The following is a 19,121-nucleotide window of genomic DNA, read 5'->3' as shown; positions in this document are numbered from 1 at the left end:
CAGGCCGGCTCGCGTCGAGAAGCCGGGGTGCGGCGGGCCTCGCGCGCCCCCTGCGGGGCCATCTGTCGCCGGAGTGGATCAAGTGCCATGATGGCCCGGCCATGAATGCCCCCGTCGTCGAGTCCGCGCGCTCCGCCGCACTGGACCTGACGCTGGTTCGGGCCGTCCCTTTTGCGACGGTCTGCGTGCTTCTCGGGGTGGGCGGACACCTGATCGGCTCGGGGGCCGGGATCCCGCTCGGCGCGGTGCTCTTCGGGTGGCTGCTCGCGCTGGCCGCCGCGATCCGGGCCGCCCGGCGCGAGCGCTCGCTGCGGGCGATCACCGCCGGGCTGGCCGGCGGACAGCTCGCCCTGCACCTGCTCTTCCAGCTGGCCCAGGCGATCCGGCAGGCCCCGCCCGCCGGGGCGACGGGCGGGATGCTGGGCATGCCCGGGATGTCCGGGATGCCGGGGGCGTCCGGCTCGGGCGTCGCGCCCGGCGCGCTCTGGCACCACGCGGTGCTCGGGCTCAGCCCCGCGATGCTGCTCGGCCACTTGCTCGCCACGGTCGTCGCCGGCTGGTGGCTGCGGCGCGGCGAGGCCGCCGTGTGGCGGCTGGTCAGCTCGACCTCCCGGGCCGCCGCCGCTGCGGCCCGGCGCTGCGCGGGTGCCGCCCGCACCGTGCTCGCGCTGATCGAGGCGCGCGCGGCGGTGCCGGAGCCCGCCGGTGCTCGCTTCGTACCCGCCGACCCGCCGCCCGGCGCGCCCGGCCGTGCGGTCCTGCGGCACTCCCTGGCCCGGCGCGGCCCGCCGGTGGTCCCGGTTCACTGACGTCCGATCACTGACGTCCGATCACTGACGTCCGATCACCGACGTCTGATCTCCGACGTCTGATCACTGGCGTCCGTTGGCTGACGTCCGATCACCGACCGTCCGACCACCACAGGCCAAGCCGCCGACCAGGAGTACCCCCATGTCGTTTTCCGTTTCCGCCCGCCGCCTCACCGCCGCCTTCGCGGCGGCCGGCGCTGCCGTCCTGCTGACCGCCCTGCCCGCCGCCGCCCACGTGACCGTGCAGCCGGGCAGCGTCCCCGCGAACGCGACCGACCAGACCTTCGCCTTCCGGGTGCCGAACGAGCAGGACAACGCCAACACCGTCAAGGTCGAGGTGGACTTCCCGACCGACCACCCGATCCCGTCCGCGCTGGTCGCGCCGGTGCCGGGCTGGACCGACCAGATCCAGACCACCAAGCTGACCACCCCGATCCACACCGACGACGGCGACATCACCGACGTGGTCTCGCAGATCGTCTGGACCGGCGGCCAGATCGCGCCCGGCCACTACCAGGACTTCACGGTCGACTTCGGCGCCCTGCCGGACGGCACCGACCAGGTGGTCTTCAAGGCGCTGCAGACCTACAGCGACGGCACCGTCGTGCGCTGGATCGACGTGCCCAAGGACGGCCAGCCGGAGCCGGAGCACCCGGCGCCGGTGCTGAAGCTGACCGCCGCGAGCGACGCCTCGGCGAGCGCCGCGCCCAGTGCGGGGGCCGCGCCGGCGGCCAGCGCCGCGGGCAAGTCGTCGGCGAGCAGTGACAACACCGCCCGCGCGCTCGGCATCGCCGGCGTGGTGCTCGGCGCGCTCGGCGTGGCGGCCGGTCTGCTGCTCGGCCGGCGCGGGCGCGGCTCCGCCCAGTAACGTCCGCACGGTCTGAGATCCCGGGGCCCGGACGCCGAGCGGCGTCCGGGCCCCGTCGCGTGCCGGGCCCGGCGGGGGGTCCGGTGCGTGCGGTGGTGCGTGTACGGACCCTGGTGCGCGGGCGCGATCGGCGGGGCAGTAGTGTGACGGCCCTGTGAGGGAGGCTTGATGATTGCTGGTCCGGGTTTCTGGGATGCCGAGATATCGGCGGCGGGATGGCGACGGGTGTTGAACCCCGGGGTCGCCGACTTCCCCGAGCTGGCCGCGCGCGGCCAGGCATGGGGGCGCAACGCCTACCTGCGGGACGGGCGGCGGCTGGTGATGGAGTGGTCCGACATGGTGACGCTGGCCGCCGTGCTGCTGGACGGGCTGCCGCGGCCGGTGAGCACGGAGATCGAGTTGGCGGCCGTGATCCGGGGCGACCGGGTCTGACCGGGGCCGGACCCACCGGGGCGCCGGGCGCGGGGCGCCGGGAACCAACCGGGTCGAGTACGGCGTTATCGGCGACGAAAGCCCGTCGCACGCCGGTCGACGGGCTCCGTGACGGAGGAGGGTCCATGGGCGTGGCGCTGACGATGGGCGGCAACGTCTCCCTGGGCCAGCTGGCACCGGGGCTCGGCACGGTGCTGGTCGGGCTGGGCTGGACGGTCGACGGGAGCTACGACCTCGACGCCAGCGCGCTGCTGTGCGACGCCTCCGGCCGGGTCGTCTCCGACCGGCACTTCGTCTTCTTCAACAACCTGCGCAGCCCCGACGGCTCGGTCCGCCACCACGGCGGCTCGGTCGACGCGGGCGCGGCCGGCCCCGGCGACCGGCAGCAGATCGAGGTCGACCTGGCCGCCGTGCCGGCCGAGGTGCAGACCGTGGTCTTCGCGGTGGCGATCTACCAGGCGGCCGAGCGGCGGCAGGACTTCGGCCGGGTGCGGCAGGCGTTCGTCCGGCTGGCCGACCCCGGCAGCGGCCTGGAGATCGCCCGCTACGAGCTGGCGGCGGAGGCGCGGACCGAGACGGCGATGGTCTTCGGCGAGCTCTACCGGCACCGCGGGGACTGGAAGTTCCGCGCGATCGGGCAGGGGTACGCGACCGGGCTGGCGGGGATCGCCACCGACTACGGGGTGGCGCTGCTCCAGGAGCCGCCTGCGCCTGCGCCTGCGACTGCTGCTGTGCCCGAGCCCGCACCGGCGGCTGCACCTGCGCCCGCTCCCGCACCGGCGGCCGCCGTGCCGCCGCCCGCCGCGCCCGCCCCCTCGTTCATCCCGGCGTCCACCCCGAGGAGTGCCCCCGTGACCTGCTTCTTCGACCCCGCGCACGGCGCCGGGACGACCGCCGTGCTCTGGTCCCCGCAGTGGGGCGTGCCGCGCGAGGTCCACACCTGCGCGCACTGCGCGCAGCGGGTGCAGAGCACGGTGCCGCCGTTCTACACCCCGCCGCAGCCGGTGCAGCAGGGCTACGCCCAGCAGCAGGGTTACCCGCAGCCGGTGCAGCAGGGCTACCCCCACCAGCACGGTCAGCTGCCGCCGGAGCAGCCGCGGCGCTACGGCACCGGTGCGCTGATCGGCGCGGGCGTGGCCGGGGTGCTCGGCGGCGTGCTGCTCGACGAGGCGTTCAGCGACGACCGCCCCGACGTGGTGGTGAACAACTACTACGAGGACGACGGCGACTTCTTCTAATCAGCCTGCTCAAAGGGCAGTTGACGGACCGTCAGGCGGTGGTCAGCTCCGCCGCGAGCCGGTCCAGCACGTGCGGCCAGCCGTGCCCCATGCCCTGGTAGGCCTGGCGGCCCATGGGGGAGTCGAGGTCGAAGCCGGCGTGCTCCAGGCGCAGCCGGGTGCCGTCCGCCGTGGGCTCCAGCCGCCAGGTGATGGTGGTGTCCAGGGTGCCCTCGGCGAACCGGTAGGCGAGCAGCCGCTCCGGCTCGACGGCGGTGACCTCGCAGGGCTGCTGCCCGAACGCGCCCATGTCGAGCGTGAAGCGGTGGCCGACCACTGGCGCGATGTCGCCGGCGGCCCACCAGCGGGCCAGCAGCTCGGGCCGGGTGAGCGCGGCCCAGACGGCGGCCGGCGGGTGGGGCAGCAGGCGGTCCAGGCGGATCTCGGGGGTTCCCGGGGTTCCCGGGGTTCCCGGGGTTCCCGGGGTCTCTGCGGGTTCGGCGGTCATTCGGGGTTCTCCTCGTCCAGTACGGCGGCCAGGGCGTCCAGGCGCTGCGACCAGTACTGCTCGAACGGGCGCAGCCAGGCCTCGACCTCGGCCAGTGGACCCGGTTCCAGGTGGTAGAAGCGGTGCCGGCCGCGCGGCTCCTCGCGGACCAGCCCGGCGGCCCGCAGGACGGCCAGGTGCTCGGAGACGGCCGGTCTGCCCAGCTCGAATAGCCCGGCGAGGTCGCCGGTGGAGCGCGGTCCGTCGCGCAGGCAGTCGAGCAGCTTGCGGCGCACCGGGTTGGCCAGTACGCCGAACACGTCGGTCGGCATGCCACGACCATACGTCGGAGATTTCCGACGCGTCAAACATCTCCGACGCGTCGGGGCTGTCAGGAGCCGTCGGGAGCCGTCGGAAGTCCCGGGTGTTCGAAAGGCGATTCGAAGATCGCGCGCCAGCAACGCGCCGACCGGGACACGGATCCGCCCGGATCGAGTGAGACCCGTCGGGACACGCCGAACGGCCCGGCGACGCGCTGCCAGGATCGGGGACCGCACCGGCAGACGCCGGTCGACCACCCAGGTAGCCCGCCGCCCCCGGCCGGTCCGCCGCGCTCAACTGCGGCCGCCCGCCCGGCGACCCGGGCTGCCCGGAGCCGACCTAGGGAGCACAGTGTCAGAACCCAGCACCGTGACGACCGACCCCGACCAACCCGCTCCGCCCCCTGCGGGCGAGCACATCCGCACCCGCCGCTCGCGCGAGGAGCAGGACCGGCTCGCCGCCCCCGTCCGCACTGTGACGATGCTCCGTCGCCTGCCCCAACTCCTCTACCGCACCCTGGAGTTGTCCTGGCGGGCGGACAGCCGTGGCACCGCCCTGCTGCTGCTCTGCCAGCTGCTCGCCGGCGTCTTCGGCGCGCTCGCGCTCTACGCCGCCACCGGCACCCTGCACGCGCTCTTCCTGCCCGGCCAGCTCGGCACCCACCTGCGTCGCGCCGCGCCCTCGCTCGCCCTGGTCGCGGGTGCCACCGCACTGCGTGCCGGGCTGGCGATCGCCGCCACCGGGCTGTCCGCCAGGATCGCCCCGCGGATCAACCGGGAGGCCGACCTGGCGCTGATCGCCGCCGGCTGCTCCGCCGAGCTGGCCGCCTACGACGAACCCGCCTACGCCGAGCAGTGGGAGTCCGCCGACCGGGGCGCCAGCACCACGCCCGAACTCCTCGCCGCCGCCCAGGACGTGACGGCCGCCACGGTCTCGCTGGCCGCCGCGGCGGGCGTGCTGGGCACCCTGCACCCCTGGCTGGTGCCGTTCCTGCTGCTCGGCTCGGTGCCGGCCGGAATCGGCGCCGTGCGCACCGCACGGATCCACTACCTGGCCGCCGTCACCACCAACGAGGAACGGGTCGCGCTGCGCATCTACCGCTGGTTCCTGATCGACAAGAGCCGGGCCGACCAAGTCCGTTCGGACCAGCTGCTGCCGTTCATGCTGGGCAAGTACCGGCAGGTGGAGGCGCGGATCGCGCAGGCCACCGACCGGGCCGCGCGGCAGGCCGCCCGGGTCTCGCTGCTCGCCGCGCTGGGCACCGGCGCCGGCAGCGCGCTGATCTGGGGCCTGCTGCTCTACCTGGTCGCGGGCGGGCGGATCAGCCTGGCCGCCGCGGGCTCGGCGACCTTCGCGCTGCGCACCGCCACGGCCGGCGTGCAGGGCATGGTGGGCAACGGCGCCCGGCTCTACCGGATGGGGCTCTACCTGGACGACTACTTCCGCTTCCTGGACGAGGCGGGCGGGCACCGGATCCGCCGCGGCCGGCTGGTGCCGGGCGCACCGGAGTTGGTGGAGGTCCGCGAGCTGGCCCACTGCTACCCGGGCGACCAGCAGGAACCCGCCCTGCGGGGCGTCAGCCTGACGCTCCGTCAAGGTGAAGTGGTGGCGCTGATCGGGCAGAACGGCAGCGGCAAGTCCACGCTGCTCAAGTACCTGGCCGGGCTCTACCTGCCGCAGTCCGGCCGGATCTGCTGGGACGGCGTGCCGGTGGGCGAGTTGGACGCCGAGGGGCTGTGGACCAGGGTGGCCCGGGTGCCGCAGGAATTCGCCAGGTGGCCGCTGAGTGCGGCTGAGAACGTCCACCTGGGCCAGCTCACCCGGGAGTTGATGGCGGAGGTGGAGCGGGCCGCCTCGCCCACCGGCTTCGACGAGATCGTCGCCCGGTTGCGCTCGGGGTGGCAGACCCTGCTCGCCCAGGGCTGGTTGGGCGGTGCCGAACTCTCCGGCGGCGGCTGGCAGCGCGCGGCGGTGGCCCGGGCCCTGTACCGGTCGGCCCGCAACCCCGGGCTGCTGATCCTCGACGAGCCGACCTCCGACCTCGACCCGCGGGCCGAGCACCGGTTGCTGCACGCCCTGCGCGCCTTCGCGCCCGGCCGGATCACCCTGTTGGTCACCCACAACATCGCCAACGCGGCGCTCGCCGACCGGGTGATCGTGCTCGACCAGGGGCGGATCGTGCAGAGCGGCACCTGGCAGGAGCTGGCCGAGCAGCCGACCGGCCTGTTCCGGGAACTGCTCGACCTGCAGCGTGACCGCACCGTCGCAGGCCCGGGCCGGCCGCCGGAGCCGCGGGCCGCGACGGCCTGAGCCGGGCCGGGGCCGGCATCCGTGCCGGGGGTGGTCGCGCAGATGGCCGCCCCCGGCATGGGGGAGCACCATGCTAGGTTCGTGCCTAGACACCCTAGGAATCCCTCCGGAGGACACCGCATGGCGCGCGCAGGGCTCACCGCCGCCCGGCTCACCGAGGCGGCGGCCCAACTGGCGGACGAGAACGGCCTCGACCGGCTGACCGTCTCCGGCCTCGCACGGCAGTTCGGGGTGAAGGACGCCAGCCTCTACTCGCACGTGCGCAACCTGCGCGAGCTGCGGGTCCGGGTGGCCCTGCTGGCCGCCGAGGAGATGAGCCGACGGATTGCGCTGGCCGTCGCCGGCCGGGCCGGCAAGGACGCGCTGTTCGCCTTCGCCGACGCCTACCGCGACTTCGCGCTCGCCCACCCCGGCCGGTACGCCGCCACCCAGCTCCAGTTCGAGCCCGAGGAGGTGGCCGACTCGCCCGGCTTCCGGCGCGGCGTCGAGCTGACCCGCGGCGTGCTGCGCGGCTACGGCCTGACCGAGCCCGACCTGACCGACGCCGGGCGCCTGCTGCGCGCCTCCTTCCACGGCTACATCCACCTGGAGCTCAACCAGGGCTTCGCTGACAGCCGGGTGGTCGAAGAGTCCTGGCACCGCTCGCTGGAGGCCCTGCACGTGGCCCTCGACAACTGGCCGAGCCGGGCCGGATAGGCTGCCGTGCATGGGGGACCCGCACCGCATCCTGCTGCTCGACGCCGCACCCGGACCGCTGCTCGACCGCGAGCTGGCCCGGGTGCTCGGCCACGGGCTCGCGCCCACCCTGAACCTGCGCCGGGTCGAGCACCCGGCGCCGGTGCGGGAACGCTGGGGCGCCGAGGTCGCGTTCACCGACTTCGACCCGTTCGACGAGCAGGCCCTGACCGCCTTCCTGTGCTCCGCCGACGGCTTCCACGCCGTCAAGTCCCGGGCCGGGGTGCCGCTGCGCGCCGCCCTGCTGGCCGCGGCCACCGACCCGACGCTGCGCAACCCGCTGCGGGTGATCGGCCGGGCCGGTTCCGGCACCGACCACGTCGACCTGGCGGCCGCCGCCCGGCACGGCGTCACCGTCACCCACACGCCGGGCTCCAACGCGGGCGCCGTCGCCGAGTTCGCGCTCGCCCAACTCCTCGCGCTCACCCGGGAACTGACCGAGCATCACGCCCGAAGTCAGAACGGTCGCTGGGGCGCTCCCGGCGCGCCCGCCCGGGAGCTCGGCGAACTCACGCTCGGCATCCTCGGTTTCGGCCGGATCGGTGCCGAACTGGCCCGCCGGGCCACCGCGCTCGGCATGACCGTGCAGACCCTGGCCCGCCCGAGCGTGCCCGCCGAGGTACCCCAAGTCGCCACCTTGCAGGACCTGTTGCGCAGCAGCGACGTGCTCTCCGTGCACCTCCCGCTGACCGGGCACACCCGGGGCCTGATCGGCGCCGCCGAACTCGCCGAGCTGCGGCCCGGCGCGATCCTGCTGAACACCGCGCGCGGCGGCATCGTCGACGAGCAGGCGCTCGCCGACGCGCTGCGCGACCCCGGGCATCCGCTCGCCGCAGCGGCCGTGGACACCTTCGCCCACGAGCACGCGGCCTTCGCCTCCCCGCTGGTCGGCGCGCCCCGCACCCTGCTCACCCCGCACCTGGCCGGCATGACGGCCGGCGCGATGGCCGAGGCCGCCGTGCGGTGCGCCGACCACATCGCCGCGCTGCTGGCCGGCCGGGTGCAGGGCGTGCCGACGGTCTCCGCACGGTAGTCGGAGACCTCGGCGGCGTCAGGGGCGCGCGTAGGGGCGGGTCATGATCTCCATGTTGTGCCGGTCGGGGTCGTCGAAGTAGGCGCCCCGACCGCCGAACATGTCGTTGGTCCGGCCCGGCTGGGTGTGCTGCGGGTCGGCGTAGTACGTCACCCCGGCCGCCTCCAGCCGGGCGATCATGGTGTCGAACTCCTCGTCGGGGACCAGGAAGGCGTAGTGGTTGCTCTGCACCGGCTGGTCGCGCAGCTCGAAGTAGTCGAGGGTGACGCCGTTGCCGAGGTCCACCGGCAGGAACGGGCCGAACGGGGCCCCGACTTCGAGGCCGAGGATCCCGGCGAGGAACTCGGCCGAGGTCCTGCGGTCGGAGGCGTAGACCGCCGTGTGGTTCAACTGGACGGCGGTGGCGGGCTTTTCGGACATGCTGTCGGACATGCTGAGAACTTCCTCTCTTCGGGGTGGCGAGCGTGCTTCGCGGTGTCGAAGAGGGACGGCGGCGGGCTCCTGGCCCGCCCCGGACTCATGCCGAGGCCGGGGAACCGTTTCGTGCGTGGCCCGTTGCGGCCGACCCGGCAGTCATGGAAGGGACACTAACGTCCGTGGCCGAACCGGGCAAGCGACTTGCCGCGACCGTGGCCGCCGCCGCGGCGAAGGCGGCGAGCGTCGGCGAGGTGCTCCGCTGCGGCCAGGCGAGCAGCAGGGTGATCGGCCGCGCGTCGTCGACCGGCACGCAGACCACGCCGCCCGGCACGTGCTGCCGCACCGACTCCGGCACCACCCCCACCGCCTGTCCCAGCGCCACCAGTTGGGTCAGCTGGGTGATGCCGTGCACCTCGGGCCCGGTGCCGCCGTACTCCGGCAGGCCGCGCCAGCGGGCCAGCGGCTCCTCGGCCAGGTCGGCCAGCAGCAGCCGCTGACGGTCCGCCAGCCGGTGCCCGGCGGGCAGCAGCGCCATCGACGCCTCCACCAGCAGCGGTTCGACGTCGAGGTCGGTGAGGTCGTCGTAGGGGTGGTGCAGCAGCGCCGCGTCCACCGTGCCGTCCCGCAGCCGGGCCACCCGCTCGGCCCCGTCGCAGAACACCAGCTCCACCGGCACCGCCGCCCCGCCGGCCTGGTAGTGCGCCAGGATCTCCGGCAGCAGCTCACCGTCGCCGCCCGGCTTGAGCGCGACCAGCAGCCGGGCCCGCTGTTCGGCCGCCCGCCGGGTGCGCCGCACCGCCGCGTCGGCCGCGGCCAGCACCTCGGCCGCCTCGCGGGCCAGCACCTCGCCGGCCGGGGTCAGCCGCACCCCGCCCGCGTGCCGCACCAGCAGCTCCACGCCCAGCCGGCGCTCCAGGGCCCGGACCGCCCGGGACAGCGGCGGCTGCGCGATCCCCAACCGCTCGGCGGCCCGGCCGATGTGCGACTCCTGCGCCACGGCGAGGAAATAGGCCAGCTCACGGGTCTCCACACGGTTCATCCGATGATCCTCGCACGAGCGGGATGTTTGACGGGTATGGAGCGATACCCGGACCGGTCTGGCCCCCGGGGTGCGGGCGATGGTCCACTCGACGCATGCCCACTCCAGACATCACCACGCAACACCCGACCACGCGACACCTGACGGACAGCGTCGCCCTGGTGACCGGCGCCAACCGCGGCATCGGCCGCGAGATAGCCGCCCAACTCGCCGCCCTGGGCTGCACCGTGCTCGCGGGCTCGCGCAAGCCGCCGGGCGAGCCGGCGGGCGACGCGCGGATCCAGCACGTCCGGCTCGACGTCACCGACCCCGCCGACATCGCCGCGGCGGCCGAGTGGATCGAGGCCAGCTACGGCCGGCTCGACGTGCTGGTCAACAACGCGGGCGTCTCCGGCCCGCTGGTCGAGCAGAACCCCAGCACGATCGACACCGCCGTGCTCCGGGAGGTCTTCGAGACCAACGTCTTCGCCGTGCTCTCCGTCACCAACGCGCTGCTCCCGCTGCTGCGGCGCTCCCCGGCCGGCCGGATCGTCAACGTGACCAGCGGGGTCGCCTCGCTGGGCCGGCACACCGAGCTGCTGGGGACCGGGCCGCGCTGGCCGCTGTTCGGCGCCTACGCGCCCTCCAAGTCGGCGCTGAACGCGCTGACCGTGCAGTACGCCAAGGAGCTGCGCCCGCACGGGATCCTGGTCAACGCGGTGGCACCGGGCGCCTGCGCCACCGACTTCGTGCAGGGGCTGTCGTTCGCCGACGACATCACCCGCACCGCCGCCGAAGGCGCCGCCGTCGCGGTGAAGTTCGCCACCCTGCCGCCCGGGGCCGAGGGCCCGAGCGGCGGCTTCTTCGACGAGGACGGCCCGGTGCCGTGGTGACGCAGCGTCAGCCGGCCTCGACCGGCTCGACCGGCTCGACCGGTCCGACCGGCTCGGCGGGACTCGACTGCCGGTCGTCGGAGGATGCGTCAAGTGCCGTGCGCCGCAACGGAACGGCGGCCAGCAGCAGCACGCCCGCGACCAGCAGGAGCAGCACGCGGTAGTCCAGCACGGTGGCCAGCGCGGACCCGGCGGCCACCGACAGCGCCTGCGGGGCCGAGAGCAGCAGCCCCAGGGCGGCGCTGGTGCGGCCGAGCAGGGCGGGCGGGGTGCCGCGCTGGAAGAGCGTCAGCAGGCCGGTGCTGAACAGCGGGAACCCGGTGCCGAGCAGCGCCGCCCCGGCCAGCACCGCGGGCACGGCCGGCACCGTCTGGAGCAGGAACCCCGCGGCCGCCGCGCCCAGCGCGACCGCCACCAGGCGGATCTCGCCGAGCCGCCGCAGCAGGGCGGCCGCCAGGTTGACCGCGATCAGCAGCGGGCGGCGGCGCACCCGGTCGACCGGCAGCCCGGCCAGCGGGGCCGTCAGGTTGCCGAGTGCGAGCACGAAGAACGCCAGCCCGGCGGCCGAATTGCTGCCGGTCAGCTGCTTGATCCACACCCCGAGCGCCAGCCAGAGCGCGGAGTCGCCGAACGAGGAGACCGCCTGGCCGGTGAGGAACCAGCGGGCCCGCCGGTCGCGCAGCAGTTCTCGCATGCTGCGCGAGACTAGGCGCCGATCCGGCTGCCGGGCAACGGAGGTGATCGTCCGTCAGCTCCGTCGGACGCGAAACCCCTGGTCCCGCCCGCTGCGTGGCAGCGGGCGGGACCAGGGGCGGTGCCGCGGTGCGGCTGCGGTCAGGCGCCGATGGTGACGGTGAGGGCCTGGGTGGTGCTGCCCGTGGCGTTCCGGGCGGTGAGCTTCAGGTGGTAGGTGCCCGGCAGCAGCGGGAGGCCCGTGAGGGCGGCGGTGCCGTTCTTGCCGGGGGTGAAGGCGAGGCCCAGCGGCAGGAGGCCGGTCTCGCTGAGGCTGGCCGTCGGGTTGGCGGTGGTGGTGGCGGTGAAGGAGAGCGGGGTGAGCATCCGCCCGGTCACGGTGGCCGCGCTGGTGATCGCGGGGGCCTGGGTGACGGTGAGCGTGAGGCTCTGGCTCGCGGTGCCCGCGCTGTTGGTGCTGGTGATGGTGAGCGGGTAGCTGCCGCCGGTGCCGGTGGCCGGGGTGCCGGCCAGGGTGGCGGTGCCGTTGCCGTTGTCGGTGAAGGTGACGCCGCCGGGCAGGGTGCCGCTCTCGGTGAGGGCGGCCGCCGGGTTGCCGCTGGTGGTCACGGTGAAGGTGCCCGCCGTGCCGGCGGTGAACGCCGCCGTGGCCGCGCTGGTGACGGCCGGCGCCTGGGCGACCGAGAGCGTGAAGCTCTGGTTCGCGGTGCCGGCGGGGCTGGTGGCGGTGATGGTGAGCGGGTAGCTGCCGCCGGTGCCGGTGGCCGGGGTGCCGGCCAGGGTGGCGGTGCCGTTGCCGTTGTCGGTGAAGGTGACGCCGCCGGGCAGGGCGCCGGTCTCCTTGAGGGCGGCCGTGGAGCTGCCCGTGCTGGTGACGCTGAAGGTGCCCGCGGTGCCGGCCGTGAACGCCGCGCTGGTGGCGCTGGTGATCGCGGGGGCCTGGGCGACGGTGAGCGTGAGGCTCTGGCTCGTCGAGCCGGCGGGGCTGCTGGCGGTGATGGTGAGCGGGTAGCTGCCGCTGCTGCCGGTGGCCGGGGTGCCGGCCAGGGTGGCGGTGCCGTTGCCGTTGTCGGTGAAGGTGACGCCGCCGGGCAGGGTGCCGCTCTCGGTGAGGGCGGGCGTCGGGTTGCCGCTGGTGGTGACGGTGGCGCTGAACGCGGCGCCGGCGGTGGCGTTCGCGGTGGCCGCGCTGGTGATCGCCGGCGCGGTGTCGGTGGTGGTGGTGACGGTGGTGGTGTCACCGGCGGCGATCGAGGTCCAGGCCGACAGGGTGCCGCCGTAGGACTGGCCGAAGGCCGCGCCGTTGACGGTGCTCCCGGCGGGGACGGTGATCGGCACCGTGACGGCGGCACCGGCGGAGTTGGTGACCTGCACCGAGCCGTTGCTCACCGAGGCGGTGACCGTGCCGGCCTGCTCGGCCGAGGCCCAGGCGGCCGACTCACCGATGGTCTGCGAGGTGGTCGCGTCGGTCATCTGGGTCAGCGGCGCGGTGTACCAACTGCTGTACTGCGCCTGCATGTCGTTCAGCAGGGTGAGCAGCGTGTAGCCGTAGTCGGAGGTGGTGCCGTTGACGGTCTGGGTGGCCGGGCCGATCAGGTTCGACTGGTGGGCGTAGTTCATCCGCGGGTCGTCGGCCAGCACGTGGCCGAGCATGATCCGCGACTCGCTCGCCAGCAGGGTGCTCTCGGAGGCCGGGGCGCTGCTGCAGGTGGTGGAGGGGGTGTTGACGCACTTTCCGGTCTCCGCGGGGTACTGGCTGTCACCCATCGAGGAGCCCTGCGCGACGTAGGCGGTGTTGTACTCGCTCAGCTCGTCGGGCCAGTTGGCCGCGTTGTAGTAGATGTTGCTCGGGTAGCGCGGTGCGGAGGAGGCGGTGTTGCTCGCCCCCGAGGCGCTGGTGCCCTGGATGGTGTAGCTCTGCGGCTGGCGGGAGGCGTCGGTGCCGAAGACGGAGATCCCCATGTCGGCCATCGACTTGGGCATGTTGGGGTTCTCCAGGCCCGAGTGCTCACCGGTGACCAGGCCGCCGGTGCTGAAGTTGGTCAGCCCGTTGTTGGCGGCGAAGGCGTCGTCCAGGCCGATCTCCTGCTCGATGCTGGAGTCGGGCTGGGTGCTGGTGGCCGGCAGCCAGGCGGAGTTGGCGGAGCAGTCGATGCCGGGGTCGGTGGCGGTCGGGAAGGTGCTGGTGCTGCCCGGGCCGCCGCCGGGGGTGGTCGCCCCGGTGTCGGTGAAGGAGTAGCCGGTGGCCGCGCCGGTCGGGTCCTCGGCGACCTGGCCGACCAGGCCGAAGCTGGTCGAACCGGCGGGCGCGCGGTACACGTTGTAGCCCCAGAAGCCGGTGCCGCCGGAGTACAGGGACTCCAGCTTGGCGAGCGAGGGGCCGCCGCCGTTGGGGGCGTCGGGCCAGCTGAGCGCGACCGAGCCGTTCGCGCCGACGGTCACCTGCTGCGGGACGGAGGGCTCCGACTCGCCGTACGCGGTGGCCGCGGTGATCTCGTAGCTGTAGCCGCCGGCGGTCAGCGTGCCGCCGCTGCCCGCGGTCGGGGCGTTGGCCGGCTGCGGGCCGCCGACCTGGCAGCCCAGGTACATGTGCGACCAGGTGTGCGTGATCCAGTTGAACGAGCCCTGCTGCTTGAGCAGTTCGTTGACGAAGGCGGCGTCGTTCGGGTAGCCGCTGTCCACCGCCTGGCCCGGGTCGGTGAAGTTCTGGCCGTTCACCGTGGTGCTGCCGGAGCAGTTGGCGCTCGACTCGGCGGTCGCGGTGGGCGCGGTGCAGGCGCCGATCGCGTTGAACGCGAACTCCAGCTTGATGCCGGTCTGCTTCTCCCAGTTGGCGACGTAGTCCACGTCGGTCGCGGTCATCTGGGTGTCGGCTGGGCCGTCGGCCGCGTTGCCGCCGACGCCGGACGGGCAGAGCACGTCGTTCGGGTCGGTGGCGGCCGGCGTGCACTGGTACTGCCGGCTCCACTCGTTGTCCGAGATGAACATGTCGTCGACGTCCTGACCGAAGTAGTTCCGGTACAGGCCCAGGTGGGTGTCCTGGGTGACCCAGTTGACCAGCCCGGGTGCCAGCAGCAGCCAGGGCAGCATGGTCGAGTTGTAGTCGAAGGTCAGCGACAGCTCCGAGACCCCGGCCTGCGGGTCGGTGCTCGGGTGCTGGTAGACGGCGGCCAGCGTCTGGCCGGCCGGGTTCTCCAGCCACGGGGTCACCGGGGCGCCGGCCACGGGCGTCGCCGGGTAGCCGTAGGAGCCGGACTCGAACGGCACCGGGCCCTTCAGCTCCGGCAGTTGGGTCAGCGCGGCGGAGGTCAGCTGCGCGGTGCCGGTCACCGCGCCGGAGCCGGCGGCGGTCAGGCCCAGCGAGGGCGACGGGTACATGTAGCCGTCGAGCTGGCGGATCCCGAAGGTCGACTCGTAGCTGAACAGGCTGCTCAACTGCCCGGCGGCGAAGAAGGTGGGCGAGTCCGCCACCACGACGCCGTTGAAGTAGGCGTGGCTGCCGGTGGACAGCGACGGCAGGGTGACGGTCTCGCTGCCGATCGCGCCACTGGCGTTCACCAGGGTGTAGGGGACGCCCTCGGTGGCCAGGGCGTTCTGCCAGGCCGTGGTGGTCGGATCCGTCGATCCGCCGCCGATCAGCAGCACCCGCAGGTCCACCTGCGGGGACATCACGGCCGGGGTCGCGGCCGACACCCCCGCCTGGACCGTTCCCAGCAGGGTGATGGCTGCCGCCCCCGCGGCAGCCCAACGTGCAACTCGTCCGGCCATCCAGGCCCTCCCCATGGAATCCGTGACTCGCACCCATCCGTCGCTCGGTGGGCGATGCCCCAGCATCGTCGGTCCGTCCGGCCGCCGCCCGGATATGGGAATGCCAAGGGGATATCTTCATTTCCGGGAAGGCCCGGAAACGGCCCGGCGCGGGAAGTTCGCCGACGTCCGGCACGCTGCTGCTCAGGTGGGCGCGGTCAAGGGCTGCCGGCCGCGCCCGCCCTGCGGTGTTCCGTCCGGGGCGGCCGGTCTTCACGGATCGACCACGGGCCTCGACGGGGAAACGCACGAATGGAACCGGTCCGTGTTGTGCGGTGCGGCAATTCGAACTGGGGGCCGATCCTGGATGAACAATGAGCGCTTCCTGCCGGAATCCTGGATTCATCGGGGAATTGGGTGCGGTTTCCTGGGAATTTCCTGAACGGCGGCCGCGATCACTCCCAGCCGTCGGGTCCGGCGGCACCCGTTTTGAGTCAACTGGCTGACGAAGCGTCAGGACGACTGTCATCCAGTTGTGTTCCGCCTGGTCCGGGCGCCGGAGCGAGCCTCCCCGGCCGGGGTGGCGGCGGCCCTGCGGCCGATCGGCCGGTGGACGCACGACACCGGTGGAAGGCGTGCCATGCGTCCACGGAAGTTCTCGCTGCGGGCCCCGAGCGACTGCTGACAATCCATCAGTTCCGTTATGAGAATTCCTGAGCCGACCTCAAAGCCCCGGTCAGGTGTGCAAAGATGACACGCACGGCAGGAAACGACGCCGCAGCGTTACGTCGACGACGATTCCCGGTCGGCGCGTGCACATTTCGTCTTCATCATCCGTTCAAGCGCCGAGGAACGCCATCCCGGTGCGCGAATTCACGGCCACAGGCAAGAGCGCCGACGAGCGGAACCGGAATTCACGGTCACCACTACGAGCACCACCGGCGGCACCGCGCGAACCGCGGCACCGCCGGCCCTGGGGAGGGAGAGCCGTCGTGGGTCCAGGGGCCCGCAGCGACGGCCGACGGCCGGCCGATCTCGGCCGGCGCAGCACGACATGACGGTGCGGCACCGGTCAGCGGACCGGTGCGACGCCGCCGAGAGGGGGCCCGGGGCAGTGAGCAGGCAGCGGGCCGGCAGAACAGGGGGGTCGGCATGCGTGTCACCTTGCTCACCGAAGGAACGTATCCGCACCAGCACGGCGGAGTCAGCGTCTGGTGCGACCAACTGGTCCAGGGGATGCCGGACGTGGAGTTCGACATCATCGCGGTGACCGGCACCGGCGCCGAGCCGGTGGTCTGGGACCTGCCCGGCAACGTCCGCTCGGTCACACCCGTGCCGCTGTGGGGTCCCGCGGCGGACGGGCGCGCACCGCGCGGCCGGGAGCTGCGCCGCTTCCTGGAGTCCTACGAGCGGTTCCTGCACTCGCTGCTCGACCCGGTCTACGACGCGCACTTCGGACGGGAGTTGAGCACCTTCGCCGACCTGGCGCGGCGCGGCCTGCTCGGCCCGGCGCTGCGCAGCGAACAGGCCCTGCGCACCCTGCACGGGGTGTGGAGCCGCACCGGGCTGCCGACCGCCGCCGCCCGGCCCACCCTGCACGACGCGCTCAACGCCGGCGACCTGCTGGAGCACGCGCTGCGCCCGCTCGCGGTCGAGCCGCCGCGCGAGGGCGTCGCGCACGCGGCCAGCGGCGGGCTGGCCACCCTGCCCGGACTCGTCGGCGCCCAACTGCACTACGTGCCCTTCCTGCTCACCGAGCACGGCGTCTACCTGCGCGAGCGCTACCTCGGCTACCGCACCGGCCCCTACCGCTGGCCGGTCAAGGCGCTGCTGCTCGGCTTCTACCGGATGCTCGCCGAGGAGAGCTACCGGCACGCCGCGCTGGTCACCCCCGGCAACCAGTACAACCGCCGGTGGGAGGAGCGCGGCGGCACCCCGTCCGACAACATCCGCACCGTCTACAACGGCGTCGACCCCGCGGCCTTCCCGCCCGCCGGCCCCGAACCGCAGGCCCCGACGCTCAGTTGGGCCGGCCGGGTCGACCCGATCAAGGACCTGGAGACGCTGATCCGCGCCTTCGCCCTGGTGCACGCCGAACTGCCGGAAGCCAGACTGCGGTTGTTCGGCGGCACGCCCAAGGGCGGCGAGGCCTACCGGGACCGCTGCGTCGCGCTGGCCGAGGAGCTCGGGGTGGGCGCCTCGGTGCACTTCGAGGGCCGGGTCGCCGACATCACCGACGCCTACGCCGCCGGGAACGTGGTGATGCTCTCCAGCATCAGCGAGGGCTTCCCGTTCACCCTGATCGAGGCGATGTCCTGCGGCCGGGCCACCGTGTCCACCGACGTCGGCGGGGTGCGCGAGGCGGTGGGCGACGCCGGACTGGTGGTGCCCCCGCGCGAGCCCGAGCCGATGGCCGCGGCCGCGCTGGAGCTGCTGCGCGACCCCGAGCGGCGGGCCCAACTCGGCGAGCGGGCCCGGCTGCGGGTGATCGAACAGTTCACGCTGCGTCAGAACATCGACGGGTTCCGGGAGATCTACACCGAGCTGCTGCGCACCGGCGTGCGCACGCCGCGCCCGCTGCTGACCGCCGCCGCGACGGGAGGTGCCGCGTGAGCGGGCCGCTCTACCTGGTCCCGCAGGAGGCCGACCAGCCCGCCGGACCGCAGGGCAACGAGCGCACCATGCAGCTCGCGCTGCCCTGGTCGCGCCGCTCCCAGGCGCGCCCGCCCGCGGCGCCCGACCCCGCACCAGTGCTGAGCGCCGACCCGCTCGACGAACTCGCCGAGCAGCTCGCCGAGGTCTGCGCCGCCGCCGTGCACCCCTTCGAGATCGCCGCCTTCCTGGAGGCGGACGGGGTCAACGACCAGCAGGCCGCGCTGCGTTACGGCCGCCCGGACGCCTTCACGCTGGCCGAGGAGCTCTTCGCCAAGGTGCCCCGGCACTACCGTGCGACCGCGGCCGCGCCCGCCAACCCGTGGCAGGTCTCGCCCTGGCGGTGCCTGGTGCGCGGCCTGGTCTTCGCGCTGCCGGCCCTGGGCTACCTGCTGGGCAGCGGCTGGTTCGACCCGCACTACCTCAAGTTCGGGATGCCGGACGGCGCGGCGGCCCTGGCGGCCGCCACCGTGGTGGCCTGGGCGTGGAACCAGGCGCTGGCCCACCGCACCTACAGCTGGCTGGCCCGCGGCCGGCGCCGGCAGGCCGGGCGCTGCCTGGCCGTCGGCGCGCCGGTCGGCGCGCTGCTGGCGATGGCGGCGGCCTGGGTGGTCGGCGCGGAGTGGCCGGCGCTCTGGTTCACCGCCGGGCAGTGCCTCTACATGGCGGCCGCCACCGTGCTGCTCTCGCTCGGCCGGGCCCGCCACTTGCTGTACGGGCTGGCCCCGGTGGCCGCCGGAGCGGGCGCGCTGGCCCTCACCCCGCTGCCGTCCACGGTCCGGGCGGCGATCCTGCTCGCCTCGCTGGCCGGGCTGCTGGTCCTGGCCGGCCGGGCGCTGCTCGGCTGCCTGCGGGCCGGCGGCGAACCGGGCCGGCCGCCCGCGCTGAGCGGGCAGCTGCCGCAGGCGCTGTTCGGGCTCGCCGCCGGCGTCCTGACGCTGCTGGCCGGCAACGCCGGACTGTTCACCGGGCACGGCGGCGCCGCCGGCGGGCTCGGCGGACCGGCGATGCTCTCGATCAGCCTCAGCCTGGGCCTGGCCGAGTGGCTGCTCTACCGCTACCGGGAGTTGGCCGTACGGGCGCTGCACACCGCCACCCGGCCGGGCGAGTTCGCCCGCCGCTCGATCCGGCAGCTGGCCGGCTGCCTGCTCGGCTACCTCGCCGCGCTGGCGGTGCTCGACGCGCTGATCGGCCTGCTCTGGCCCGGCGGGCGGGCGCCGGCCGCGCTGCCGGTGCTGGCGATCGTGCTGCTGGGCGCCGCGCTCTGGCTCGCCCTGCTGCTCAACGCCTTCGGGCTGAGCAGAACCGTGGCCGCCGCCTGTTGCCTCGGCGCCGGCCTGGAGCTGTCCGCGCTGTCGGCCGGCACCGCCGCGGTGACCGCCCAACTGGTCGGCTGCGGCCTGGTGGCCGTGCTGCTCGGCGCGGTGGCCGCACCGGTGCTCGGCCGGGTCACCCCGCACCGCTGAGCGCCCGCCCCACAGATTTCCGA

General features: G+C 74.1%; 15 protein-coding genes and 1 pseudogene. 10 read left to right on the top strand and 6 right to left on the bottom strand.

Annotation, left to right across the window (positions count from 1 at the left end; all coding sequences use genetic code 11):
- The first annotated feature begins 101 nt into the window (after positions 1-101).
- The 4 genes and pseudogenes from FHX73_RS33225 to FHX73_RS46715 form a co-directional block, all read left to right on the top strand.
- Complete coding sequence (locus tag FHX73_RS33225; RefSeq protein ID WP_145909657.1) at positions 102-809, top strand: hypothetical protein; 708 nt, start codon at positions 102-104, stop codon at positions 807-809.
- Positions 810-951: 142 nt separating this feature from the next.
- Complete coding sequence (locus tag FHX73_RS33220; protein ID WP_145909656.1) at positions 952-1,677, top strand: YcnI family copper-binding membrane protein; 726 nt, start codon at positions 952-954, stop codon at positions 1,675-1,677.
- 225 nt (positions 1,678-1,902) lie between these two features.
- Positions 1,903-2,109, top strand: a complete 207-nt coding sequence (locus FHX73_RS33215; RefSeq protein WP_145909655.1) for a hypothetical protein — start codon at positions 1,903-1,905, stop codon at positions 2,107-2,109.
- A gap of 125 nt (positions 2,110-2,234) precedes the next feature.
- Positions 2,235-2,801: pseudogene (locus tag FHX73_RS46715) on the top strand (TerD family protein); the annotation flags it as partial.
- Between the two features lie 577 nt (positions 2,802-3,378).
- On the opposite strand, the gene FHX73_RS33205 reads toward FHX73_RS46715, so the two are convergent.
- Together FHX73_RS33205 and FHX73_RS33200 are read right to left on the bottom strand one after the other, a co-directional pair.
- Complete coding sequence (locus tag FHX73_RS33205) at positions 3,379-3,834, bottom strand: SRPBCC family protein (RefSeq protein ID WP_145909653.1); 456 nt, start codon at positions 3,832-3,834, stop codon at positions 3,379-3,381.
- Entirely contained in the window at positions 3,831-4,145 is a 315-nt protein-coding gene (locus tag FHX73_RS33200) for an ArsR/SmtB family transcription factor (RefSeq protein ID WP_145909652.1), read from the bottom strand. The genes FHX73_RS33205 and FHX73_RS33200 overlap by 4 nt, the downstream gene beginning before the upstream one ends.
- 340 nt (positions 4,146-4,485) lie before the next feature.
- Between FHX73_RS33200 and FHX73_RS33195 the strand changes: the two genes are divergently transcribed.
- The 3 genes from FHX73_RS33195 (at position 4,486) to FHX73_RS33185 (ending at position 8,212) form a co-directional block, all read left to right on the top strand.
- Positions 4,486-6,444: an ATP-binding cassette domain-containing protein gene (locus FHX73_RS33195; RefSeq protein WP_246214030.1), complete on the top strand. Its 1,959-nt coding sequence runs from the start codon at positions 4,486-4,488 to the stop codon at positions 6,442-6,444.
- A 120-nt stretch (positions 6,445-6,564) separates the two neighbouring features.
- The gene (locus FHX73_RS33190) at positions 6,565-7,140 is read left to right on the top strand and encodes a TetR/AcrR family transcriptional regulator (protein WP_145909650.1); all 576 of its coding nucleotides are present in this window, start codon (positions 6,565-6,567) and stop codon (positions 7,138-7,140) included.
- A gap of 10 nt (positions 7,141-7,150) precedes the next feature.
- Positions 7,151-8,212: an NAD(P)-dependent oxidoreductase gene (locus FHX73_RS33185; protein ID WP_145909649.1), complete on the top strand. Its 1,062-nt coding sequence runs from the start codon at positions 7,151-7,153 to the stop codon at positions 8,210-8,212.
- Between the two features lie 18 nt (positions 8,213-8,230).
- On the opposite strand, the gene FHX73_RS33180 is transcribed toward FHX73_RS33185, so the two are convergent.
- Both FHX73_RS33180 and FHX73_RS33175 read right to left on the bottom strand, forming a co-directional pair.
- Complete coding sequence (locus FHX73_RS33180; RefSeq protein WP_145909648.1) at positions 8,231-8,632, bottom strand: VOC family protein; 402 nt, start codon at positions 8,630-8,632, stop codon at positions 8,231-8,233.
- 97 nt (positions 8,633-8,729) lie between these two features.
- Positions 8,730-9,668, bottom strand: a complete 939-nt coding sequence (locus tag FHX73_RS33175; protein WP_145909647.1) for a LysR family transcriptional regulator — start codon at positions 9,666-9,668, stop codon at positions 8,730-8,732.
- Positions 9,669-9,763: 95 nt separating this feature from the next.
- On the opposite strand from FHX73_RS33175, the gene FHX73_RS33170 reads away from it, so the two are divergent.
- Positions 9,764-10,540 (top strand): SDR family NAD(P)-dependent oxidoreductase, encoded by a 777-nt coding sequence (locus tag FHX73_RS33170; RefSeq protein ID WP_145909646.1) that lies wholly within the window; start codon positions 9,764-9,766, stop codon positions 10,538-10,540.
- A gap of 7 nt (positions 10,541-10,547) precedes the next feature.
- On the opposite strand, the gene FHX73_RS33165 is transcribed toward FHX73_RS33170, so the two are convergent.
- Both FHX73_RS33165 and FHX73_RS33160 read right to left on the bottom strand, forming a co-directional pair.
- The gene (locus FHX73_RS33165) at positions 10,548-11,234 is read right to left on the bottom strand and encodes an MFS transporter (RefSeq protein ID WP_145909645.1); all 687 of its coding nucleotides are present in this window, start codon (positions 11,232-11,234) and stop codon (positions 10,548-10,550) included.
- Positions 11,235-11,374: 140 nt separating this feature from the next.
- Positions 11,375-15,001: a putative Ig domain-containing protein gene (locus tag FHX73_RS33160; protein ID WP_145909644.1), complete on the bottom strand. Its 3,627-nt coding sequence runs from the start codon at positions 14,999-15,001 to the stop codon at positions 11,375-11,377.
- 1,131 nt (positions 15,002-16,132) lie between these two features.
- Here FHX73_RS33160 and pelF point away from each other — a divergent pair.
- Together pelF and FHX73_RS33150 are read left to right on the top strand one after the other, a co-directional pair.
- Positions 16,133-17,593 carry a GT4 family glycosyltransferase PelF gene (gene pelF / locus FHX73_RS33155; protein WP_145909643.1) on the top strand — a complete coding sequence of 487 codons (1,461 nt, stop codon included), beginning with the start codon at positions 16,133-16,135 and terminating at the stop codon, positions 17,591-17,593.
- A complete protein-coding gene (locus tag FHX73_RS33150; protein ID WP_145909642.1) occupies positions 17,590-19,098 on the top strand; it encodes a hypothetical protein in 1,509 nt (502 codons plus the stop codon). The genes pelF and FHX73_RS33150 overlap by 4 nt, the downstream gene beginning before the upstream one ends.
- The last annotated feature ends 23 nt before the right edge of the window (positions 19,099-19,121 follow it).

Source organism: Kitasatospora viridis, from assembly GCF_007829815.1.
Classification (GTDB): domain Bacteria; phylum Actinomycetota; class Actinomycetes; order Streptomycetales; family Streptomycetaceae; genus Kitasatospora; species Kitasatospora viridis.
The sequence above is the reverse complement of the archived record's forward strand: the minus strand, read 5'-3'. Positions and strand labels throughout refer to the sequence as shown.